This window comes from Bradyrhizobium icense, assembly GCF_001693385.1.
Classification (GTDB): domain Bacteria; phylum Pseudomonadota; class Alphaproteobacteria; order Rhizobiales; family Xanthobacteraceae; genus Bradyrhizobium; species Bradyrhizobium icense.
In genome coordinates this window covers 5,488,252-5,511,886 of record NZ_CP016428.1, presented here as the reverse complement: position 1 = coordinate 5,511,886, position 23,635 = coordinate 5,488,252, and the positions used below count along the sequence as shown (strand labels likewise).

The window sequence follows — 23,635 nt, the reverse complement described above, 5'->3', positions numbered from 1 at the left end:
CGGCCTGCCCGGCGGCACTGCTTAAGCCTTTCCGGCGTCTTGCAGGAAAAGCTGTTTCATTGCGGTAGGCTGAACGCCGCGAACGCCTTTTTTTACCGGTGTCAGGTGGTTGTAGAAGTATCCATATAGCATAGGCGACTCGTCGAGAAGGAACCGCGAGATCTTGCCCGCAACCTCCCGCTGTGCCTCGAGGTCAAGTGCCGCGAAATAGCTCTTGGCGAGTGTGTCAAATTGCTCGTTCTTGAAGTGCGCCGCGTTCCATTGACTGGCGCTCATCAATGACCCGGTGAGGAAAACGTTCGGCACGCCGCGGTGGAACCAAGCCAAACAACCCATTACGGAATCGAGCCACGGTGATTTGCCGTACAGCGCATCGCCAACATAAGTTCTATAATCCATGAGATTGAGCTTGAGGTCGATGCCAATCTCCTTTGTCCAGTTCTGAATTAGCTGCACGTAAACCGGAATCTCCAGATATTGTTGTCCGCTGAGCGTGACCTGGAAGCCCTTCTCCATTCCTGCCGCCTTCATCAACTCTTTGGCCTGCGCGATGTCCTGCTTGCGTTGCGGCACTGTCGGATCAGTTGAGGGATAAACCGAGGCAAAGGGACTGTCGTTGCCGATCACCGCATGGCCTTTCATCAGACCTCTCACCAGCTTTTCCCGATCAAGACAAAGCGCCACCGCCCGGCGGACGCGCGGATCCTTGAACGGCTCCATGTCGCAGCGCATGTGGACAAGCTGATGCGCTGCGGACTTGATGCTGATGATGTCGACCCTAGGGTCGTTCAGCAGTGCCACCCCGGAGGCCGCGGGAAGTGCATTGATGATGTCGACCTGCCCGCCTTGAAACGCGAGGATCGCGGGCTGGATATCGGGAAAGAAGGTGAATTCGGTCCGCGCTGGCAGCGGTTTCGGTCCCCAGTAGTTCGCGTTCGGAACAAAGCTCGCGCTCACCTTCGGCGTGTATTTGTCGATCTTGAATGGCCCGGTACCGTCCCAAAGCTTCTCGAAGTCCCCGGCGTACGATGCCGGCAGGATGATCGCGTTGTAAGTGTCTGAAGATACGAGATACGGAAAGTTGCCATTTGGCACGTCAAGGTGGAATTCGACCGTGTAGTCGTCCACTTTACGCGTTGCCCCCTTCTGCAGAATGCCCTTGTAAACAGATAGTGCTTTGGAGGCATTTTTCGGATCCACGAGGCGGTCGAACGTGGCGACCACATCGTCAGCCTTCATCTCGCCACCGGAGTGGAATTTCACGCCCTTGCGCAGCGTGAAGGTCCAGACCGTGCCGTCTTGGTTGGGCTTCCAGCTTGTGGCGAGGCAGGGCTTCAGCACGAGGTCCGGCCCGTCGATGCAGAGGAACTCACCGACCTGCTGTAGCATAGCAATTCCCCCTTCGTCCCCACTGTAGAGGGGGTCCACCGCGACTGTCGGCGCAAAGCAGGCAACCCGCAACGTGGCGCCTCGTTGGACGTTGGCGCGGGCCGCAGTCGACGCTGCTCCGAAGCCAGTCGCTAGCGTAACCCGACCAAGAAAAGGCATTGACAAACCCAGCAAACTGCCGTGCCGCAAAAATTCTCGACGGTTCACTCGCCCGTCGACGTAGCCGTCGACCAGATGATTCTCAAGAGGTGTGAGCTCGGACCGAAGACCGTCGAGCAAGCTAGCATTCTTGGGCAAGCCGATTTCCCCGTTTCCTAACGTTTCGTTTTTATTGTTCTTTTGCGCCAGCGCGCTTGGGCGCGCCAACCGTTACAATAGGTTTATAGTTGATGGATTATTCGGCTTAGTTCATCAGTGTGGGCCGAAATCCTGCGCAAAACGAATAACGCTGCACATTTTCTGCGCCTCACGCAAAGGAGGTCTCCTACGGCCATCACGCATCCGTGCGCCAAACTCGCTAGCTCAACATACCCCTTGGTCGGCGGGAAACCAACAAGCGAGCTGCCGACAACGCGCAGTGTCCAAACGGTTGGTGGAGGAGGTGGGCGGAGCCGGCTTAGCGAAGCGCACGGCTAGCGGTACTGCTGCCGGCCGTCGCCGATCTTCCGAAAGGATTCCTTGGTCGAGAGTAAGCGTAGCTTTGCGGCCCTTTTGATTGGCGCTTGACGGTTATGTTAGCCGCGTGCTGCGCCGACGCGGCTTCCAGCCTCCGGACAATGCGTTGACGGCGGCCTCGAGTGCTGTCCAGTCGACGACGTTGGGATCGAACCGCTCTGGGCCCCAGAGGCGCATATGGTGGTGCTCCGGATGAGCGGGGTCGCCGATGGCATCGAGGTATTCGGCATAGCCTGGCGCACCGCCGACATCTTCTGGAGGACAACGACCGGCGGCCTCGAGCAAGAGGGGAAGTCCCTCTGTCGTCGTGTTGTCGAACCATTTTTCGAGCTTGATCACATGGTCCCAGCTGTCGCCGAAGTCATAGAGATAATGGATCGTCTTGGCGCCGGTCTCTTGAACGATATCGGAGAGCCGCGCCTTGCGGGCATCGATCGGCTGGGGGCCAAAATCACCGTCGGGATCAGGAATCCCCCAACGGACCTCACCAGCGAAGAACTCGAAGAGGTGGCTGTTTGTCCAGCCGAACGCCGCCTGAAGCGTCAGGTGCAGCCGATCAAGGCGCAGGGTGACGGGTACGACAAGGCGACGCATCACCTCCGGTTTCACGTCCTTGAGGGACACCTTGATCCGGACCGCGGTCGTGTTGAGGCTCATGCCGCCAGCCTCGGATCTTGTACATGCATCGTGTAGGTCGACGCCCAGGGAAGCAGTTCGTCCAGTCGCGCCGCAGACCAGCCATTGACGAGCTTCGCAAGGACGTCGGAGAGCCAGTGCTCGGCGCTGACGCTATTGAGCTTACAGGTCTCGATTAGCGAAGCTAGTACTGCCCAACTCTCGGCACCCTCGTCGCAACCGGCAAAAAGGGAGTTCTTGGCGTTGAGCTTGATCGGCCGCATCGCACGCTCGACCGCATTCGTGTCCATCTCGATGCGCCCGTCATCAAGATAGAGCGTCAGTCCGTCCCAATGACGCAGCGCATAACGCAAAGCCTTCGCCGTGTCGCTCTTCTGTGCAAGGTGATCAAGCGTGGCCTCAAACCACTGCTTCAAGGCTGCAGCCAGAGGCCGGGCATGCGCTTGTCGGCCCGCGCGGCGCTCGGCATCAGATCGGCCGCGGAGTGCCTTCTCGACCACGTAGAGCTGGGCGATGCGCTCGAGGGCCTCGCGGGCAACCGGCGCCGGCGCCGGCGAAGCCTCGCGCTCGATCTTCACAAACTGGCGCCGTAGATGCGACCAGCAGAAGGCGAGCGTGCCGGACAGGGCGTCCGCACGCGTCTCTCGGGTCATGGTCTTGTAAGCCCCATAGCCATCGCAATGGATGATGCCGCGGTAACCCTCAAGCAGCCTCAAGCCATGAACGGCGCCGCGGCCCGGTGCATAGGCGTAAACCACGCCAGGTGGGTCAGGTCCGGCCCAAGGCCTGTCATCGCGCGAGAGCGCCCAGAAGTAGCCGGTTTTGGTCCTGCCGCGCCCCGGATCCAGGACCGGCGCCGGGGTCTCATCGACACAGAGCTTCGGGGACGCGAGCAGCAGCTCGCGCAGACGATGCCACAAGGGCTTCAATTCCTGGGCGGCATAGCCGACCCAGAAGGCGAGCGTGGAACGGTCGATGGCGATACCGTGCGTCGCCAGCATCTGCGCCTGGCGATAAAGCGGCAAATGCCAATGATACTTGCCGTCAATCACATGCGCGACCAGCCGCTCGGTGGGCAGTCCCCCCTTGATCAATCGTTCGGGCGCGGCGTGCTGGAGGACGACGCCATGACAGGCGCGGCAGGCCAGTTTGGGCCGGCGGGTGACGATGACGCGATACTGCGCCGGTACAACGTCCAGCCTCCTCTCATCGCGGCCAATCTCAACGAGACCGCCTTTGCAGGACGGGCAGCAGGTTGCAGCCGGCAGCAAGGTTTCGACGATGCGCGGCAAATGCTCCGGCAGCTGACCACGATTGGCCCTGCGCTTGGCAGTTCTCTTCTCGCAGGTTTTGGGATTGGCACGGTCCTCGGCTGCTTCGAGAGCCGCGACGGCCTGATCGATATCCTCCAGAACAAGCTGAAGCTGATCAGCGTCCAACTTTTCCGACGATCGACCGAACTGCGCATCGTTCGCAAGCTTGAGCAACCGCTCGAGCCTGGCGCAGCGATCCAGCAGAGCCGCGGCAAAGACACGCAGCTCGGCTGGATCGCTCGGCAACTCGTCAGGCAAATCACTCATCGGCCCGAGTCTGCCATGCTTCGCGCCCCGATGCAGCGAAGATTTTATATCTTCACGCAAGCGCTTTCGGCTGCGGGATTCGAGGCGCGTGCATGCGCGTCCAATCCATGCCGGCCAGAAGCGCCGACAACTGCGCGGCATTCATCCGCATCACGCCGTCAACAACCGGCGGCCACTTGAAGGCGCTGCTCTCAAGCCGCTTCCAATACAGCACAAGGCCACTGCCATCCCAGACGACAATCTTCACCCGATCGGCGCGCTTTGCACGGAAGACCACCGCCACCCCCTTCATCGGGTCATGGCCCAGCGTCTCCTTCGCCAAGAGCGCCAAGCCATCCGCGCCCTTCCGGAAGTCCACAGGTTGGGTCGCGACGTAAATCGTGAGGCTCGCGGGCAGCGTCAGCATGAACGTGTCCGTCGGAGTGCCATGAACACATCGCTCAACACAAGGCCAGGCGTTCCCCGCACCTCCACTCGTGCCCCCTGGAACTCGACCGTAACAACTGCTGCTTCCCGCGATCCCGAGGGCTCCGCGGCCGCTGGTGGCGCCGATTCCGACACCAAAGGCACGAACGATAATGTATCCGCCGGAGACGGCAGCACCAATTGACCTAAACGCGCTCGGCGCCGCCAGTCATGCACCTGCTGTGGCCGGCAGCCATGACGGCGTGCGATATCTGTTACAACTGCGCCTGGCTCAAGGCTTTCCTCGACAATCCGTGCCTTCAAATCATCCGGCCAGCGCTTTCGACCTGCACCAGCATACACTTCGATACGCGACGACAACGGTCGTCTTATGTCGTCAGAATGGTCGTCCATTGTGAGCACCCTTGCCGAAGATGACTCTTCTAACGGTGCTCTCAGGTCTGCGCTCAAGCAATCTGAAGGGCCTCGGCGCCACGCTTACGGTCGAGAGGCAGGCCGACGGCGACCTTGTGCGCGAGATGTTGGCCTTCACGGCCAACGGATCGTGGACATGGAGGTCGAGGCGCGGACCGGCGCCGCGTTCACAGTTGCGGGAGCTTGATTGCAACCGCAATCGAGGGCGGCTCTGAGCCACTGGGGTCCAGGATCGCGCTGGAGACACCGAGATTGAAGGGCGGCTATTTTCCCGGTTTCCTTCAGCCCGCGACGCACGCCGGAAGAGGCCTTGTTGGCACTGATTCGGGAATGTGTAGTCACCGATTTAGTGAAGGCGATGGGGCGGGGCAGCATGTCGAAGAGCCATGTTATGGCATTTCGTTACCCATCGTGGCGACATCAATGGCTAACAGGGCAACATTGGTTGGTCTAGGGTATCCGAGATTTAGGTCTATCCCAACTCCTCCAGATATGGGCGCGGTCAGCACCAAGCGCGGGCGCGGTTGACGCGCGGCGCTGTCCGCAGAAGGCCGACATCTTGATCCAATTGCCGGCAAGCTTCAATTTGCCCCGCCTTCGGCGCGTATATGCGCCACCACCTGGTGCCGCAGGAATGCAGCGCGGCTCGCCATTCTCAACCAGGCCCCGCCAGCAGGAGTGGACATACTATGCTTGGCAGCCGTGCAGAACGTTCGCCCTGTTGTTGCTCGTCCGATGACGCCATCGTCTCTGGGACGCAACGAGTGCCGCTGATCACGGTTCGAGCCAGCTCCCGTTTTCACCATCCGAGTGAATAGGTCCACTTGATTCCACAGACTTGCCCAAAGCGTCCAAGACAGCAGCTCCAGTGCGCACTCCCTTCAGGAAGCAGTCAATCCTGATGTTCTCGTTTGGCGCGTGATTGGCCTCATCGGCGTTAGCATAGGGCACCACAAAGGAGGGTGTGCCGAGGATCTTCGTGAAGACGTAATCTGGTAAAGTTGCTCCGAGCGAGGAATAGATGAGAGGCTCTACGCCGTGCGCTGCATGCACTGCAGATTGAACAGTTTGTGAGAACGGCGCATCAAGCGGCGTCTTCGACGGTGGCGTGGACTCAACGCGCAGGAACTCGACATCCGGGGCATGTTTCTTTACGTGAGCCTCTATCTTATCAAGGATGTCGTCAGGGTTTTGCCGTTCCACGAGACGGGCATCACATTTCACGAAAGCCTCATGCGGCACGATCGTTTTCGGTCCGGGTCCGGCGTAACCCCCGTGGAATCCGTTAATAGTCAATGTCGGATAGAACATCAGGCTATCAGCCGGTGGTCGATCTACCGGATTATCCAACGTTGCGAGATTGAGAGCTCGCTTAACATCCTCAGCAATTTGAGGCAATCGTGCCGTCGCGGCGCGCTCGCGTTCTGTCGGCGCCACGACATCATCGCGAAATCCATCAATTGTAATCTCCCCATCTGCGTTCTTCATTGTTGCCAGCAAGTGCACCAGCGTCCATATTGGATTTGGGACGACGCCGCCAAAGTTGCCCGAATGAACATCGCGATTTGCGGCACGAGCCCGGAGCTCGAAGGATACGATTCCGCGAACCCCGTACGTGATAATCGGACGGTTCGACTCGTGCAGCGGACCATCGGCTGTTATGACCAAGTCTGCTCTGAGCAGGTCACGGTGAGCCCGAACGAATTCCGCAATGTTCGGACTTCCGATCTCCTCTTCTCCTTCAAGTAAGAGCAGCACGTTGCATGGCAAGCGGCCGTGTACAGCGAAATGTGACTCCAATGCTAGGATCTGGGCGAAGTGTTGGCCCTTGTTGTCTCCGGCACCCCGCGCATATATGCGCCCATCTCGGATCGTCGGTTCGAATGGCGGGCTGATCCAGGCTTCCAGCGGGTCCGGAGGTTGGACGTCGTAATGGCCGTAGAGCAAGACGGTCGGTGCTCCTGGTGCGCGATTCCAACTCGCCAGTACCATCGGGTATCCCGAGGTCGGAATCGTCCGTGCTTCGAGTCCCAAGCGGCTCAGCATCGTCACAAGGAGTTCGGCGACCTCGCTCATACCGATGTTGTGGGCGCTGATACTGGGGTGTCGCAGGTAATCGAGCAGGCGGCTGACGAACTGATCTTTGTTCGCATCGATATGCTCGAATACCCTGGACAATTCCGCACCGGCGGTGTGGCGGCTATTGGGACTCATGTGCGACAATCCTCTTACTACGATATCGGATTTAGCTAAACCAGAGTGTAAGGCTGCAGATATCAATACGATAGGGTTGATGATATGCTCAGAATACGCATTTGAAGGGCATGCTTCGTCCAAGATCTGCGTGCTTCGCGCAATCAAAGATTTTTTGCGGCGGACAACACCCGGGAAGGGAGACGCGCCTCAGACTGGCGGCGTTGATCCGAGGATGAAGGTGAAAGCGGTTGAAACTGCGCCAGCGTCGAGGTTCGTTCTGAAGAACTTACAGGAGCCGCATCATATCTCCCCTGACTGTGCAGGGTAGCGCGCTCGCGGTCGCTGCTGCTCCGAACCGGCGAGCAGCTGGCGCCGAGCCGAAGGATACTGCCGCACACCGGCGTCGCTCCAGCAACGATAGGGCGGTCGACGCCCGGTCTAGTCGCGGCGGGCCAATGGTGGGACAATCGAGATTTGAGCTTGCGGCGAAGGCCAAGATGCGGATCCAGCGCGGTCGACACGGGCTACAGCGCTCTTATTTAGCGGATGCGCCGCCACGATCGCTGAAGCTTAACGGCATAAAATCTTCTCATTTCTCGGATTTGACGCGCAATTTCGTCGCCAACTAGCTCGAATCCGCAGGCGAGCGATCTCAGTCAGCGCGATGATTTTTCACACTTACCTTGAACTCTCGATGTGGAGAGCCGCCAAAGCTCGCGTCCGGCAATCCTGCGCCTTTTTCCTATCAGGGCGGTTAAAAAAACGTGGTCGGTGGCGATACGGCGCTGAGACCACTTTTCATGACGGCTGCCCGGCGGCTGGTCGAGCAAGGTGCTGTTGCGATAAATTCGGCGTCCGGCTTCTCTAATCGCCATCAGTGTCCCGTCGCCGCGTCGGGCTAAGTGCCGGTGTTCTGCTCTTAGTTCGGCAGCTACCGGCGAAAGCGATGAATGGCCGTCTTGAAACGCGACTTGCCCTAGCAGACTTGCGTGCTTTGCGACATTTCTCGCTTTGTTCGTTTCACGCGGATTCCAAAAATTGAGTAGCGCTTCTTTGTTCTCTTAAGGAATAGCTTGACACGATAAAACAGAAAGGAGTTGGAAGGATGACGCTCGCATTTCCAAAGGTGGAGTATCAAGACCGTCTGACGCGATTGCGCACCCAGATGAATGACAAAGGACTGTCTCTGCTTTGTGCTGGTTAATCCAGCGAATATGAACTACATCTCCGGATAAGACGCTTGGAACTATCAAAACCCCCAAGCTTTACTTGTGCCGAGCGCTGATGTTGAGCCGGTTTGGGTCGGACGTGGCATCGATGTCGCCGCAGCGCACAATACAGTGTGGCTCTCTGAGGACACCATTGTCGGCTACGCTGACGCCTATGCGGACAATTTATTCCGAATCACGGGATGGAAGCTGTCGCGCATGAAATCAAACAGCGCGGATGGAAAACCGGCCGGATAGGCTAAAGGCGATGTTCTTTTTCAGTCCGCGCGGATTTTTCACTCTTCAAAAGAACATTCCCGACGCCGAATGGGTGGATGTCGGTGTTATGGTGAATTGGCTCAGGACCATCAAGACACCGCGTGAGATTGAGTTCATACGTCGGGCCGGAAAAATCGTCGACAAAGTCATGGGCGTCGCGGTCGACACTCTTAAGCCGGGAATACGCGAAAACGACTATGCCGCGCGGATTGTTCAAGCGCAGATCGAGGGTGATACGGAATTTGGGGCTAGCTACCCGTGTATGATTCCGTTCATTCTGCCAGCGCACCAACCAGAAGCCATCGCGGCCGGCCTCATAAGCAACGGCGATGCGGCTGGATCGTGTGCCGCGAAGCCCGCGCCGCTTTTGTTCGGAAGACCGCAATCCATCAGACATGACCATGGCAGCGCGCCATTTCGGAGAATTGTGCGTTTGCTCCTCAGAACTCCAGAGCGACTTTTAACCGAGCTTGTCGAGGCGATGCTTGAGCGCAAGTGAGCCCTGTTAGTGAAGTTGGTCAGCTCTTGACTACCGAAATCCCAAAAAACAGAGTTATCGAGGGCTTCTTGTTGTCCAGCAACGCTCGCGAGAGATGCTTGTAGTTCTTTTCCGTCAGAGACATCTGGACGGCCAGGGCATCCCTTGTGCAGGGCTTACGCCACAGGAAGCCATTCTTCAACAGCACCACCTTTGATTTGGTCGTGACGAATAAACGGTCGACGTGTCCCGATTTCGACGCCACGTCGACCGTAACACTCCAACTTGGTTAATTCTCATCAAGATCATCCACTGTGGCCCAGTGTTCCAAGTACATTGCTCGAACTGGCGAGCTTCCTCCAGACACAAAATGTTGGATCTGATCTCCCACATGCACTGCCGGCTCACTTCCTGACTCTGAGCAGAGCTACGGCCGACCGCTCTTGCCAAGCCAGGCAAGTCTGGAGGCATCGTTTCAGCAGTTCCGTCTTTGGTTTGTTTCGTCTTAGCGCAGATTTGAAAGCAGACACCTCCGCGCAAACCAATTCTCGGCATGCTTAGATCGTCGAGCACCTCGCCAAACTCAGTGATCACCTTGGCGTCTATGAAATCGCCGATAGCTGGGGCGCCGCCCGCACGTCGCTGGGTGAAATCCGTCCAAAGGAGTCCTCGAAACGCACAATTTAAGCGTTGAGGTGGGACTCGTTGCCTTAATGAATATCGACATATCGCTACTGTGCAGGGTTAAACGTAACCCTGTTAAGGAGCCGACCGTCTTGAGTGACGGAAAACACAATGACGCGGAAGTAAATGAAATGTCTCTGATCCAGCGCTCCGAACCCTTTTGGAGTTTCGGGATACTTGTAACGTTTACGCTCTGAAACGTGGCACGGAGTGCCTGCTGATCGATACAGGATCCGGCGCCATCATGCAGCATCTTGCCGATGGGTATCGAGCGGGTCGACTGGGTTCTACATACCCATCACCACAGGGTCAGTGCTGGGGAACACCCCTTGTCCAGAAGGCCAGGGCAAAAATTGCCGTGCCAGAATACGAACGCCACCTGTTCGACAACGTGGAGGCGTATTGGCAGGCTCGACGCATCTATAACAACTATAACGACAGCAACAGATTTTTCTCGTTAGGAGAAAATCTTCTGGTCGATGCCATTCTCGAAGACTACGGTACTTTTGTCTGGAAGGAGTACGAGTTCCGCGTCCTGCCGGCCAAGGACCATACATACGGTATGGTCAGCCTGATCGCAGATGCGGATGGTAGAAAGGTCGCCTTTACAGGCGATCTGATGACAAGCGGCGGAAACTCTATCAACTTCATGCAATGGAGTACAGTTATGGTGATTGCTTGGCATCGAATTTACAATGCAATCGATCCTTGCTCTAAAAAAGGAGGACGCCGAGACTGCCTATCCGTCGCATGGGACGCGGATCAGTGAAGTGAAGGCGGATATTGGAAGGCTTGAATCGAGGTTAGAGACGCTCGCTAGTATGGGCGGGCTTTCAACGGCCGGCCGCAACAGCCGTGCCACGGACGCGCGGACTATCCGTGAGACTAGGCTACAGCCGTACGGAACATCTGCTGTGGGCGGGACCATACACCTGCTCTAATTTCTACATTGTGCTGAGTGGAAGCGGCCACGCGATGCTGATTGACTACGGGTTCGCCTCATGCGCAACAGCTTTCAGCTGGAGATGCATCGCCGCTGCGCGAATGTGATCCAGGCGGCGAAGCCTGATCTCGTATGCCCCGGGCATGGAGAGCTGATTGCCGTGGATCAGTCAAGGATCGCCGAGTACACGGACTATATTGAACGTAAGGAAGCAGCCTTCCGTGATATCGTAGGTGAACCCGCAAACTATTTCATCGATCTATTCTGGGCGCGAATGCTGCCATATCTTTCAGAATGCTGATTCCGCTCGATGTCGCCCACGATTCCGGAATGATCTCGCCCACCGTTCCGATTTGACGTCGCCCGCCATTCCGAGATGATCTCGCCCACCATTCCGGGATGATGTCGCCCGGGGTGACGAGGCCTCTTCTGGCTCCGCTACGGTCCCGCCTTTCGGCTTTGCAAGGGGGGACCAGGATGCCGACGGAGAGGCTTGCGATGCGCCATGTGCGCGATGTGATCAGATTGAAGTCGGCCGGGATGCCGACCCGCGAGATCGCGCGGCGGGTCGGGGCGGCGCCCTCGACGGTGCGGCTGACGATCCGGCGGTTCGAGGCATCGGGGCTGACCTGGCCGTTGCCCGATGACGTCACCGACACGGTGCTGGAAGCGCGGCTGTTCGCGGCAGCGGGAGCCGGTCCTGGCACCCGGCGCGGCCAGCGACGTCTCGCCGAGCCGGACTGGGCGTCGGTGCATCGCGAGCTCAAGCGCAAGCACGTGACGCTGTCGATCCTGTGGGAGGAGTACATCGCAAGCGAGCCCGGCGGGTATCGCTATTCGCGGTTCTGCGAGCTTTACCGCGCCTGGGAAGGCCGGTTGTCGGTGACGATGCGCCAGTCGCATGCAGCCGGCGACAAGCTGTTCGTCGACTATGCGGGCGACGGCGTGCCGGTGGTGATCGACCGGCTCACCGGCGAGCGGCGCACCGCGCAGATCTTCGTCGCGGTGCTCGGCGCGTCGAGCTTCACCTATGCACAGGCGACTTGGACGCAGGGGCTCGCCGACTGGATCAGCGGCCACGTCGGCGCCTTCGAGGCGATCGGCGGCGTGCCGGCGCTGCTGGTGCCGGACAACACCAAAGTGGCGGTGATCAAGGCCTGCCTCTACGATCCGCGGATCAACCGCAGCTACGCCGACATGGCGGCGCATTACGGCACCGCCATCCTGCCGGCGAGGCCGCGACGGCCACGGGACAAGGCGAAGGTCGAACAGGCGGTCCTCATGGTCGAGCGCTGGCTGCTCGGGCGGCTGCGCCACCGCACGTTCTACAGCCTCGCCGAGGTCAACGCGGCGATCGCCGAGTTGCTGACCCGGCTCAACGAGGAGCGGCCGATCCGGCGGCTCGGCGTGACCCGTCGCAAGCTATTGGAGGAGATCGACCGGCCGGCACTCCAGGCCTTGCCGGAGAGCCCTTATGTGTTCGCCGAGTGGCGGATCTGCCGGGTCAGCATCGACTATCACGTCGAGGTCGAGGCGCATTACTACAGCGTCCCGCATCGCTTCGTCCGCGCCGAGGTCGAGGTGCGCTTCACCGCCCGCACCGTCGAGATTTTCCACAAGGGCGAGCGGATCGCCGCGCATCAGCGCATGAGCGGCAACCACAAGCACACGACCGTGCCGGAGCATATGGCATCCAGTCATCGGCGCCATGCCGGCTGGACCATCGAGCGCATCCGCAAGGAGGCCGCCGCGATCGGGCCGGCCACCGCGGCGCTGTGCGATCTGATCCTCGACGAGCGCGCGCATCCGGAACAGGGCTTCCGCGCCTGTCTCGGCATCATCCGGCTCGCTCGATCCTACGGGCAAGAGCGGCTCGATGCCGCCGCCATGCGGGCGATCGAGATCGGCGCGCGCACCTACGGCTCGGTCAAGTCGATCCTCGCCAACAATCTCGATCGGCGTCCTTCCCCCAGGCGCTCCGCGGATGACGCGCCGATCCTGCATTCCAACATCCGCGGGCCGCGCTACTACAATTAGGAGATCCCATCTTGCTCACCCATCCGACCCTCGATCAGCTCCACGCACTCGGCCTTCACGGCATGGCCAAGGCCTTCGCCGACATCGAAGCCGGCGGCGACGCCACGAGCCTCGGCCACGCCGAATGGCTCGCGCTCCTGCTCGAACGCGAAGCGTCACTGCGACGCGACAAGCGGCTGTCGAAGCGGCTGCAATATGCCAAGCTGCGCCAGCAGGCCTGCGTCGAGGACATCGACTACCGCACCCCGCGCGGCCTCGACCGCAGCCTCCTGACGATGCTGGTCGAAGGCCAATGGATCGATGACCACGCCAACCTGCTGATCTGCGGGCCCTCCGGTGTTGGCAAGAGCTGGATCGCCTCGGCGCTCGGCAACAAGGCCTGCCGCGACAATCGCTCCGTGCTTTATCAGCGCGTCCCGCGGCTGTTCAGCGATCTCGCTTTGGCGCGCGGCGACGGCCGCCATCCCCGTCTGCTGCGTGCGCTGGGCCGTGTCGATCTCCTCATCCTCGACGACTGGGGCCTCGAGCCGCTCGACGCAGCAGCCCGCCACGACCTCCTGGAGATCCTTGAGGATCGCTACGGCCGCCGCTCCACCATCGTCACCAGCCAGCTCCCCGTCGACCAATGGCACGCGCTGATCGGCGACCCCACCTACGCCGACGCCGTCCTCGATCGCCTGGTCCATAACGCCCACCGGATCGATCTGAACGGCGAGAGCATGCGGCGAACCCGCAAACCCAGCCGAAAGGCCTGAGCAAGTGGCGCTGTGGACATGCCGCTGCGCTTGGACAACGCAAGCGCGTTGCCCACATGCCCACAGAACAGCAGACGAAGAAGACCCTCAAGCCGCGATTCAAGGTTGACCCCGCGGCTTGCCCGATGCCAGAAAACTGACAGCCAGAACGCCTCGCGCCCCGGGCGACATCAAATCGGAATGGTGGGCGAGATCATCTCGGAATCGCGGCGAAGGCTCATGACCGCCGAGATGCTGATCGACGGTGTATCGCAGGGACCTGCCTGTGAAGCCCTCGTCTCAGTCTTGCTGGGCTGAATCGATATTCAGCGCATTCAGGCGAGGTGGATGAAAGCGGGGAGTGGAGGGAGCGGCGATCGAAGCGAGTGGGGAGCAACGTTCGATGCGTTTGCGGGTGTAGAGGGCAGCGTCGTGCGGGATCGACACTTTGCGAGATCGCTTGGAGTGGACATGGGGACGTGCACGGCAGCTTCTATTTCGCGAACTGTGATCCGACGCTGGTGGAGGTTGTTAGCGGAGAGCTGGACAGCGAGTTCTTTTTGGTGCGCGAGCACGCAGGGAGTGTCTTGGTGATCACCTCGGCCAGAGCCTCATCCTCAACTGTGCGGGGCCTGCTGGTACGCATCTCGTCGTAGAGCCCCTCGATCCGATTTGCGATGAAGCGATCGCCATTTTGCCGATCGTACGGGGCCGACACCAAGCCGCGTCGCCACGACGGCCTGCTCGGCTCACGTTCGCAAGCCAGCACGATCTTTGCTCCCAGCGACAGCGCGCCAGGGAGCGAGCGCGACCGTGTTATGGCCGTGAGCTACGTGCGTTCGTCGCTGGAAATCATCAGCATCGCCTTGCGTCCGGTGCGCATCGGGTATCTGCTTCGATCAGGGACACCTGAAACCCATCCAATACTATGCTACGAACTTACGGGACAGAACACTAGGTTACCAAAGCAAAGAAGCTGGACTCAGGAAAAGAGGCCCGCGCCATCAGTTCTAACCGAAAACGCGAGTGAGTATTGGAGATTGCTGCTGTCGAAAGAGTAAGAGAAAATGGGAAATGGGAGTCCACCCCCCGTGTTTCTGCACACGCAACCAGATCGCATTTCTGACGCGGCGGTTCGTTCGTCTGATCGAAATGGGTAGCTGCGGTTTAATGATAAACCATTACGGCACGGCAGCTGGCTGGGCGAGTATAACGATCCTGACCTTGTCAGCTTAAACTCAGAAGAGCGACGTCAGAGCGTTTGCGCAACCATGTTGCATTGGTCCATCTATTTACGTCTTAGGGGCGCTGCTCTATGCAGGCGTTAGCCGAATGACTCCAACGTCATTCTCGATGGTGATCTGAGTCCTGAAAGGCGTCGAAAGTTTTTGAAGTCTTTCCAAGATAGCCCGAGCTTGTGAGCCAGAGGCGAGACGCGGCACCCCCCGATCGGCCAACCTTTTCGAATAGCCGAGTTCAACAGGGTACAGTCGCAGCTCAGAAAGGCTGTTCTGTTCAAATCGACTGACAGTAATGACAGTCTCGTAGAATTCCGCCTGCACAAAGCCTTCCATCGACGCGACTATCAGATCGGCTACGGTATCAATCCGTGGATCCTTGCCGTAGTCGGCGAACAGGTCCGCTCCCTGAGTTGTTTGCAGATTATCAAATATAAAGTTACCGAGACTGTAGAATATGGGCCGCCCCTTATAGATCTCAATGCCTCGCAGCTGATGGGGACCATGTATGATGTACGCGTCAACCCCAGCATCGATCAGCTGGTGCGCAAACGACTGAGCATAATCGGCCGGCACTTGACTCCAGTTGCCAGGTTCATGCTCGTGGTTCGTGACGATCAGGAAATCCGAAAACTGCTTACCTTGACGAACGTTGCGCAGAATCTCAGCAATCTCTCGCGGAGCAGTTTCATGTTGATATCCGACCTTATCGCCTAGCTTGTAGGTTGAGCCGGCAAGCACAATTCGCTCCCCATCCTCGTGAACGGATATCGGATCGGGCAGCGCGTGGCGAATCCGCCTCAGGCTCTCGAGCATCTCAGAAGTCACCACAATACTTCTTGTGAGGTGAAGAGCGTTGATACCCGGCCTGCCTGGCGCCTCACCGGCTGAATGTGCTGCGGAAGACATCGGAGTGAACGTTGTGGCGAAAGACACCAACGAAACGCGACCGTGCACGGTTGGCAAAAAACGAGGAGCTCCAGCGTAAGCCAGATTTTCGCCGACACCGGCATGGATGATGCCGAGCTGATCTAGCGCTTCTGTCGTCTCACGCATGCCTTCGACTCCCCAGTCGAAGGAGTGATTGTTAGCACGACTAAGCATATTAAATCCCAGTGCCTTGAACTCAGGCCCTGTCTCCGGTGGAGCTACGTGATACGATCCCCCGGACTCCGCCTGAGGACTGCCTTTGAAGGTGCGGATATCGAATAAATTCGTTTCCAAGTTGCCAAATGTTACGTCCGCACCTCTCAGTATTTTCGTAACTTCCTCAAGCCCTGCTGCGGGATTTTTTACAAGCGGTTGCCTCAGCATAAGATCGCCCACTGCCACCATTGTAAAGCCGTCAGCTACGTTCGTCGCAGTTGAGCCTACCGTATCGAAGGTGCTTTGCTGGGTCATTTTATCTTCCGGGCTCTGCGTTTGCGCTGCTGGATTGCGGCTAGGAACGCGACGGCTGTCGTAAACAGAAGGCGATGGAAACGCTACCCTTGTCCGCTACGGCCCGAGCCGTGACGCGCTTCGAATTGGATGGGAACGCAAGCATCTCAAGCATATTCGCTTTCCTCAGCTAATGTGTTGCTTGAGAATATATGGCGTCTATCTGGCGGCTTTCCTTCGAAAATCGGCGCGAACTTGCTGATTTTCGCCGCCCAGACGTTGATTAGCTAGGTTGGGCAGCGCGAGGCGGCGATTAATCATTCTTGCAGCTTGTGCGGATCGCATTTACTGGACCTCGTTTTGTTTTTTCATCCGGAAAGATGGCCGGGCAGCAAGCCGCTGGGAAGGACGGGTGTTCCCCCTTTGCTGCGGAGGCGTGCAATCCTCCGGCCGCGAGTGCTTCGCTGACCGGAGTGAATGTCAGGCCGAGGCTCCCAGTGACGGGCATCCCGATGGACCAAGACCCCGCACGCAACGCCGGATTCTTCGTAATCGCCGACAGGCCACCGTTCGCAATGGCCAGACCGTACGGCAGAGTGGCGTTGTTAAGCGCATGGCTCAACGTCCACGGCACACTGCCAGGTATGTCGCAACGCAATAATGGATGATGCCGTCGACGTCGAACGTCGGCTCGACGTGGATCGTGGCGCGGCTCGCCTCAAAGCAGCCACCTTGATCGATCGCAACATCAACAAGCACTGTGCCTGGCCGTAGAAGGGTCAGCATTTCGCGAGTGATCAGCTTGGGCGCGCTTGCGCCGGGTACCAACAAACTGCGGATGATTGGGTCGACTGTGCGGATCTCCTCCTCGATTGGATCGGTCGTGAAAAAGGCGAGTACGGGCGCGTCCTTGAAACCACTCGTCAGTTGGCGCACTCGCGTGGCAGCGAACGATCGAGGATCGAGACTTCGGCGCCAAGTCCGGCGGCCATAGCGCCGCACTAAATCCCACGCTCTTCGGAGTCCTAAATGGTGCGGCCCGTTGCTCTCTCGAGGTCCTATGTCTTGACTGCGGGCGGCCGGCACCGCCGCCGAGGCGCATGCCTGGCTCGAGCGGATCCGACCGCCTTCGATTTCTTGGTCATCTACGAAGTTGCGACGGGGGCTTGGACGGGGAAGGTCATCGGCGGCGATCCGACGCTCGAAGCGACCTATATGGCAGCCGCGAAGCAGTTGGTTGAGCGAGGCGCGGTGGCATAAGCGCGAACTGCGGCTTCGATTCGGCAGCGGGCGGCGGTGGTCACATCGGTGGGCGTCCCTGTGGCGATGTCGTCTGCTTCTATTGCCCGCATTGCTCCGTCCGCGACAAGCTCAGGGCGGAGGTGTTGAACTCCGTCGAAGAGGAGGCCTTGAGCGCCGGATTTAAGCGTGAATTGGCGCCTCATTGCATTAACCCGTAGCGAAGCATCGCTACAGTCGAAACAGGGTCAAACATGACCGGTTTTCGCGCGCCTCAGTTTTTTGGGGCAGCAAAGGGAAGGACGCGAGCAAATGAGGGGCAGGCGCCCGGCACCTCATATGCGATCGCACTTTAGCGAACACTGGCTGGTGAGTTCGCGCCATTTAGCGGCTGAGCCCGCTAAAAAAAGGAGGGAAGACAATCGCATGAACAGACTTGTAGGAGTGTTGACAGTTGCAGTGTCGCTCACGGCGGCTTCGACGGCGAATGCGGGTGCCGTGCTCGATCGCGTGCTCGGCACAAAGACGCTGAAAGTGGCGGCCGGGGTGGACTGGCCGCCAGCATCATTCATGAACGACAAGGGTCAGCTCGATGGTTATGATGTGGACATCGTCAAGGGCATCGCGAAATACTTGGGCGTGCAGGTCCAATTCGTAACGCCGGGTTGGGACATCATCGCCTCAGGCAAGTGGGAGGGCCGTTGGGACCTTGCCCTGGGTCAGATCGTGCCGACCAAGGCGCGTGCCGAAAAATTTAGCTTCCCCGCCATATACATCTACTCGCAGGCGGTTGCCGCTGTTCACAAGGATAGTAAGGCGACCCAGGCTTCCGATCTCGACGGGAAGGTGGTCGGCGTCGCGGCGAACACGACGCAAGAGGCCTATGCCAATCGTACCCTAACACCGGACTGGCTCGGCGCTCAGCCAGTGGAATTTCAATTCAAGGCCGGCAAGGTGAAGACCTACGAAAGCACCAATATTGCACTTGACGACCTTCGTCTCGGCGATGGCATTCGTGTTGATGCGGTCATCGCTCCGGCAACGATCGTGGGCAAGGCGATCAAATCCGGCTATCCGATAAAGCAGCTTGGCGGCGGCCTTTTCTCCGCGCCGGCAAGTTTCGCGACTCTACATGGCGACACGGAATTCGACGATAAGATTGCGACCGCCGTCAAGAGCATGAAGGACGATGGCGCGCTCTCCAAGCTGTCAGTGAAGTGGTACGGGGTGGATTTCACCGTTGCAAATTAAGCCCAAGTGGGTGGCGGTCCGGGCTAGCCGGGCCGCCTTTGAGGGTCGGCCATGCTCTATCCTGATACAGTTGAATCCGAGGTGCTTGTTCACAAGCCGTGGTTTGTGACCTCGATCTTCGTGCTCGTGCTCGCGCTGTTTCTTATGTTCAACCTAACGGGCACCGCCATGGGCGAACTTATGCGACCGGTGATCGGTGATCCGCTGCAAAGTGGATTCTACGGGCGCTTTGCGATCGCCTTCGTAATTGCCCTGATCTTCTGCCTCAACGTGGTGCTGATCGGCTTTGCCCCGCTCAGGGTACAAATCGGCATTGTCTGGCTTGAATCGCTGCTTCTCTTTCTCGCGTTTTTCGCGGCATTTCGCTTAAGTCTGCCGTTCATTCAGGAAAAGCTTCCCTTTCTGATCGCGCAAGGATTGTTCACGACGATCTATATTTCGGCGATTTCTATCATCTTCGCGTCGATCATCGCGATCATCGCTGCTGTTGCAAAACTTTCAAGCAACGGCTTCGCGTATGCGATCGCCAGCTTTTACACCTCGTTTTTTCGCGGCATGCCGCTCCTCATGCAGATTTACCTGATCTATCTCGGCCTGCCGCAACTGGGATTTGTGATTGATGCCGTCCCTGCAGGCGTGTTGGCGCTTGCGTTGTGCCTGGGGGCATACATGACGGAAATCTTCCGGTCGGGCATTCTGAGTATCGACCGCGGCCAATGGGAGGCGTCCCGATCCATGGGTTTCGGCTTCAGCCTCAACATGCGCAAGATCATCCTGCCGCAGGCACTTCCCGTAATCATTCCGCCAATGGGAAACATGTTCATTGCGATGCTGAAGGACAGTTCGCTCGTCTCAGCTATCGGTGTGTGGGAGCTGACGTTCCTTGCTCGCACGGTTGGCCAGGACAGCTTCCATCACATGGAGATGCTGATATCCGTCGCTATCATCTATTGGCTCATGTCGATCTGCCTCGAGCTCGTTCAGTCCCGAATCGAGCGACATTTCGCCAGGAGCAAAGTGCGATGATCGTCGGCCAAGGCAACGAAGCTAAGAACGTCTCAATGTTGTACGCCGCCTCCGAGGTGCATGTCGATCTGCCTCGAGCTGATTCGGTCACGGATCGAGCGTCATTTCGCCAGGAGCACGCGGCTGTGGCCGAAGATAAAATTATCGAAGCGAAGAATGTCTCGAAGTGGTACGGCACCTTCAGGGTGCTGACGGACATCAATCTCACGGTCCGCAAGGGCGAACGCATCGTCATTTGCGGCCCCTCCGGATCGGGAAAATCGACCCTGATCCGCTGCTTCAATCGGCTCGAAGCGCACCAGGAGGGGGAGATCATCGTCAACGGGATCAGGCTGCATGGCAAGATGCGCAACGTGGCTGAAGTGCGCAGGAACGTCGGCATGGTGTTTCAGAACTTCAATCTCTTCCCGCACATGACCGTGCTGATGAATTGCATGGTTGGGCCGATGTGGATCAGGGGAGTGCCTGAGGCCACAGCAAGGAACACCGCACTGAGACTCCTCGAGCGCGTGCGCATTCCGGAACAGGCGAACAAATACCCGGCTCAACTCTCCGGAGGACAGCAGCAGCGCGTCGCAATCGCCCGTTCGCTCTGCATGGAGCCTGCAGTTATGCTGTTCGATGAACCGACCTCGTCACTCGATCCGGAAATGGTCGCTGAAGTGTTGGAAACGATGACCGGACTGGCGCGCGACGGCATGACCATGGTCTGCGTCACGCACGAAATGGGCTTTGCGCGTGCCGTTGCGGACCGGGTGATCTTCATGGACTCGGGTCGGATTGTCGAAGAAGGCAAACCTCACGACTTCTTCACCAATCCACAGCACGAAAGAACGAAGCTTTTCCTCAGCCAGATCTTGTCGCACTGAACGGCTTCAACGCTCAACCAGAGTTCGGCTGCACTTCTGCACCGGAGTGAATCAGTCACGGCTGCAGACACGCGCGCGTGTGCCGAATTCAAACCCGAGAACCCACCATGAAAGTCATACCCGAGATTCAAGCTGCTCAAGCAGAGATCAAGGCCCTGCGGCGCTGGTTCCACGCTCATCCGGAACTTGGTTTTGAGGAAACGGAAACCTCTGATCTCATTGCCAAGACGTTGGAAGGGTATGGAATCGAGGTGCACCGCGGCCTTGCCCGCACGGGTGTCGTTGGCGTGTTGCGCTCCGGCGGAGGAAACCGAGCGATCGGACTGCGTGCGGACATGGATGCCCTGCCAATGCAAGAGATGAACACGTTCGCGCACCGCTCGCAGTATCCCGGCAAGATGCATGCGTGCGGTCACGACGGGCACATGGCGATGCTACTTGGCGCAGCCCGCCATTTGGCGCGCACACGTGATTTCGACGGCACCGTCGTCTTCATCTTCTCCCCGGCCGAAGAAAATGGCTCGGGCGCGAAAGTGATGGTCGACGAAGGAATCTTTGAAAAGTTCCCGGTCGACGCAGTATTCGGCTTGCACAACTGGCCCGGAGTGCCCGCGAACAGTTTTGGCCTTCGGCCCGGCTCCATCCTTGCGGCGTGCGCTGACTTTGACATTCGGATCAAGGGTGTGGGGGCCCACGCGGTCTTGCCGCACAACGGCAAAGACCCAGTCTTGACGGCCGCGCACGTTGTTACGGCCCTACAAGGGATCATTACTCGTAGCAAGCGGCCGATCGATACCGCGGTGCTCACCGTCGCCAAATTCCACGGGGGCGAAGTGAGAAACAGTATCCCCGATGTTGTGGAGCTTGCCGGCACCGCTCGCGCCTTCAACGAGTCGACACTCGACCTGATTGTGTCCCGGATGCAGCGGATCGTTGAGAACACCGCCGCGGCGCATGATTGCCAAGCGAAGCTGACAGTCGCGCGCTATCCGGCTACGGTCAACAGCACCGAGGAAACGCACTTCGCCGCTGAGGTGATGAGATCGATCGTTGGCGGAGAGAAGGTCGACGCGGACATCGAACCAGTGATTGGCACCGAGGACTTCGCCTGGATGCTGCGGGCACGACCCGGCGCATACGCTTTGTTGGGTGCTGGAAATGGAGAGCACCGCGATCCAGGACACGGGTCAGGCCCCTGCGATCTCCACAACACGAGTTATGATTTTAATGACGACATACTCGCGCTGGGATCGACCTACTGGGTCGAGCTAGCGCGCCGGTGGCTTAGTGGCGCCCCAGCATTGACCTCGCCGCGGTATACAGACCAAGGCAAAAGCAATCACGGATTGGCGAGCGGCCAATGAGCGAGCGCGGCAGCTTTTATCTGGATGATGGTGATCCGTCGCCAGTGGATATCGTTGGTGGAGAGGTTGATAGCGAATTCTTCCTCATATGCGAGCACGCAGGAAGAAGAGTTCCGAGATGTCTCGGAGATCTCGGGGTCCACAGCAGCGAGATGGAGAGGCATATTGCGTACGACGTGGGAGCAGAAGCCGTGTCCCGTCGGCTCGCTAGCGCTCTTCATGCTCCGCTATACATCCAACCCTACAGCAGACTTGTGATCGACTGCAATCGCCCGCTCGAAGCCACGGACTTGATTCCGGAGGTGAGCGACGGCGCGGAAATCCCCAGGAACCTTGCATTGACGCCGGAAGAGCGAATGCTCCGATTTGAGAAAATCCACCGGCCGTTTCACGAGGCGGTTTCAGGTGGTCTGGATCGTGTCGTAGCGCGTGGGCGAAAACCAATACTGCTGACAATCCACAGCTTTACGCCGATCATGAGGCGAACGGGCAAAGTGCGTAAGATTGAGCTTTGCATATGTTTTAATAGGGATGATCGGCTCGCAAAAGCCATGCTCTCGGAAGTACAAGCTCGATATCCGGGCGTGAAAGTTGCCCTCAACGATCCCTATCCGGTCAGTGATATGTTGGATTACGCAATACCTGTGCATGGAGAGCGCCGAGGAATCCCACATGTTCTCCTTGAAATTAGAAGCGATCTTATTTCTGACGAGGTCGGAGAAGCGCGTTGGACCGATATTGTTTCCAAGACATTCCGCGCTGCTGTAGCGAAGCTGAAGCCTGTCCAATCATAAGCAGCGGACCAGCATAGACAGTGGCCTTCGCGAGGTTTCCGCCGAGTAGGTCCGCGCAGTTGAAGTCACCTAGCGAATGGGCCGCTCATCCTAAGCGACGACGCTGGTCACGCGAAGTCGAGCCGATGGTCGAAGGCGGCATGGTTCTTGTAACGTACCCCGGCTCATCGCGGAGAAATGAACAATGAGCGATCTGAGAAATACAATCACTGACATTCCACCGGCTCGACGGCCCTCCGCTCTTTACCTGCCATGGTTAGTCAGCGGGAATCAGCTCTTCGTTTCAGGGCAAGTCTCTGACCACCCAAAGATCTCGTTGAAAGGTATTGTTGGCGAGGATTGAGCCTGGAACAAGGCGTGATGGCAGCTCGCCTATGCGGACTCAATCTGGTGGCACAAATCACCGATGCAGCGGCCGGTGACCTTTCATTGATCAAGAAGATCCAACGAGTGACAGGCTATGTGCGTTGCGCCCGGGACTTTGAGGAGATTCCGCAAGTCATCAATGGATGTTCAGAGCTTTTAATCGAGATATTTGGTCCAGAGGTTGGCGCTCACACAAGGACGAGCATTGGCGTATTTGCCCTTCCGAGACAGTTCGCCGTGGAATGTGATGCAATAGTAGAATTGATTTGATGTCTCACTGATCAGGAGGTACGAGCCGCGGCGGGGAGCAAGGGTGAACCGAGCAGGTTGGCCGACGCCGATGGCACTCCGAGCCGTTTTACGATGCCGCTCGAATACGTGGTGCGATCCAGATTTCGAGGCCACCGCAAGCCAAGCTCACCGCCTGCT

19 protein-coding genes and 1 pseudogene are annotated in these 23,635 nt (G+C 58.5%); 11 read left to right on the top strand and 9 right to left on the bottom strand.

Annotation, left to right across the window (positions count from 1 at the left end; translation table 11 throughout):
• Positions 1-21: 21 nt before the first annotated feature.
• From LMTR13_RS25840 to LMTR13_RS41205, 7 genes are all read right to left on the bottom strand, one after another.
• Positions 22-1,686, bottom strand: coding sequence for an ABC transporter substrate-binding protein (locus tag LMTR13_RS25840; protein ID WP_065732978.1), 1,665 nt, complete (start codon positions 1,684-1,686; stop codon positions 22-24).
• A 432-nt stretch (positions 1,687-2,118) separates the two neighbouring features.
• On the bottom strand, positions 2,119-2,721 hold the full coding sequence (locus tag LMTR13_RS25835; protein ID WP_065730251.1) for a plasmid pRiA4b ORF-3 family protein: 603 nt from the start codon (positions 2,719-2,721) through the stop codon (positions 2,119-2,121).
• A complete protein-coding gene (gene tnpC / locus LMTR13_RS25830; RefSeq protein ID WP_065730250.1) occupies positions 2,718-4,280 on the bottom strand; it encodes an IS66 family transposase in 1,563 nt (520 codons plus the stop codon). The genes LMTR13_RS25835 and tnpC overlap by 4 nt, the downstream gene beginning before the upstream one ends.
• Before the next feature lie 52 nt (positions 4,281-4,332).
• On the bottom strand, positions 4,333-4,686 hold the full coding sequence (gene tnpB / locus LMTR13_RS25825; RefSeq protein WP_065730249.1) for an IS66 family insertion sequence element accessory protein TnpB: 354 nt from the start codon (positions 4,684-4,686) through the stop codon (positions 4,333-4,335).
• Positions 4,680-5,099: an IS66-like element accessory protein TnpA gene (gene tnpA / locus LMTR13_RS39795; RefSeq protein WP_083219223.1), complete on the bottom strand. Its 420-nt coding sequence runs from the start codon at positions 5,097-5,099 to the stop codon at positions 4,680-4,682. Before tnpA ends, tnpB begins: the two co-directional genes overlap by 7 nt.
• Positions 5,100-5,894: 795 nt before the next feature.
• The gene (locus LMTR13_RS25815; protein WP_065730247.1) at positions 5,895-7,334 is read right to left on the bottom strand and encodes a M20/M25/M40 family metallo-hydrolase; all 1,440 of its coding nucleotides are present in this window, start codon (positions 7,332-7,334) and stop codon (positions 5,895-5,897) included.
• Positions 7,335-7,972: 638 nt separating this feature from the next.
• Entirely contained in the window at positions 7,973-8,191 is a 219-nt protein-coding gene (locus LMTR13_RS41205; RefSeq protein WP_156795797.1) for a hypothetical protein, read from the bottom strand.
• Positions 8,192-8,792: 601 nt separating this feature from the next.
• Here LMTR13_RS41205 and LMTR13_RS25810 point away from each other — a divergent pair.
• From LMTR13_RS25810 to istB, 5 genes are all read left to right on the top strand, one after another.
• Complete coding sequence (locus LMTR13_RS25810) at positions 8,793-9,302, top strand: hypothetical protein (RefSeq protein WP_156795796.1); 510 nt, start codon at positions 8,793-8,795, stop codon at positions 9,300-9,302.
• Between the two features lie 907 nt (positions 9,303-10,209).
• Positions 10,210-10,734 (top strand): MBL fold metallo-hydrolase, encoded by a 525-nt coding sequence (locus LMTR13_RS25800; protein WP_156795795.1) that lies wholly within the window; start codon positions 10,210-10,212, stop codon positions 10,732-10,734.
• Between the two features lie 232 nt (positions 10,735-10,966).
• Entirely contained in the window at positions 10,967-11,209 is a 243-nt protein-coding gene (locus tag LMTR13_RS25795) for a hypothetical protein (protein ID WP_065730243.1), read from the top strand.
• A 197-nt stretch (positions 11,210-11,406) separates the two neighbouring features.
• Positions 11,407-12,945, top strand: coding sequence for an IS21 family transposase (gene istA, locus LMTR13_RS25790; protein WP_083219417.1), 1,539 nt, complete (start codon positions 11,407-11,409; stop codon positions 12,943-12,945).
• Positions 12,946-12,956: 11 nt separating this feature from the next.
• The gene (gene istB, locus LMTR13_RS25785) at positions 12,957-13,700 is read left to right on the top strand and encodes an IS21-like element helper ATPase IstB (RefSeq protein WP_065727367.1); all 744 of its coding nucleotides are present in this window, start codon (positions 12,957-12,959) and stop codon (positions 13,698-13,700) included.
• A 1,292-nt stretch (positions 13,701-14,992) separates the two neighbouring features.
• On the opposite strand, the gene LMTR13_RS25780 is transcribed toward istB, so the two are convergent.
• A complete protein-coding gene (locus LMTR13_RS25780) occupies positions 14,993-16,318 on the bottom strand; it encodes a CapA family protein (protein ID WP_065730242.1) in 1,326 nt (441 codons plus the stop codon).
• A 292-nt stretch (positions 16,319-16,610) separates the two neighbouring features.
• Positions 16,611-17,233, bottom strand: a pseudogene (locus LMTR13_RS43425) (hypothetical protein).
• A gap of 729 nt (positions 17,234-17,962) precedes the next feature.
• Between LMTR13_RS43425 and LMTR13_RS25765 the strand changes: the two are divergent.
• The 6 genes from LMTR13_RS25765 to LMTR13_RS39785 all read left to right on the top strand — a co-directional run bounded on the left by LMTR13_RS25765 (position 17,963) and on the right by LMTR13_RS39785 (position 23,476).
• Complete coding sequence (locus tag LMTR13_RS25765) at positions 17,963-18,787, top strand: transporter substrate-binding domain-containing protein (RefSeq protein WP_065730239.1); 825 nt, start codon at positions 17,963-17,965, stop codon at positions 18,785-18,787.
• A gap of 51 nt (positions 18,788-18,838) precedes the next feature.
• Positions 18,839-19,813 (top strand): amino acid ABC transporter permease, encoded by a 975-nt coding sequence (locus LMTR13_RS25760; protein WP_065730238.1) that lies wholly within the window; start codon positions 18,839-18,841, stop codon positions 19,811-19,813.
• A gap of 125 nt (positions 19,814-19,938) precedes the next feature.
• Entirely contained in the window at positions 19,939-20,682 is a 744-nt protein-coding gene (locus LMTR13_RS25755) for an amino acid ABC transporter ATP-binding protein (protein WP_065732977.1), read from the top strand.
• A 107-nt stretch (positions 20,683-20,789) separates the two neighbouring features.
• Complete coding sequence (locus LMTR13_RS25750; RefSeq protein ID WP_065730237.1) at positions 20,790-22,046, top strand: M20 aminoacylase family protein; 1,257 nt, start codon at positions 20,790-20,792, stop codon at positions 22,044-22,046.
• Positions 22,043-22,840, top strand: a complete 798-nt coding sequence (locus LMTR13_RS25745; protein WP_065730236.1) for an N-formylglutamate amidohydrolase — start codon at positions 22,043-22,045, stop codon at positions 22,838-22,840. The genes LMTR13_RS25750 and LMTR13_RS25745 overlap by 4 nt, the downstream gene beginning before the upstream one ends.
• A gap of 339 nt (positions 22,841-23,179) precedes the next feature.
• Positions 23,180-23,476, top strand: coding sequence for a RidA family protein (locus LMTR13_RS39785; RefSeq protein WP_156795794.1), 297 nt, complete (start codon positions 23,180-23,182; stop codon positions 23,474-23,476).
• The last annotated feature ends 159 nt before the right edge of the window (positions 23,477-23,635 follow it).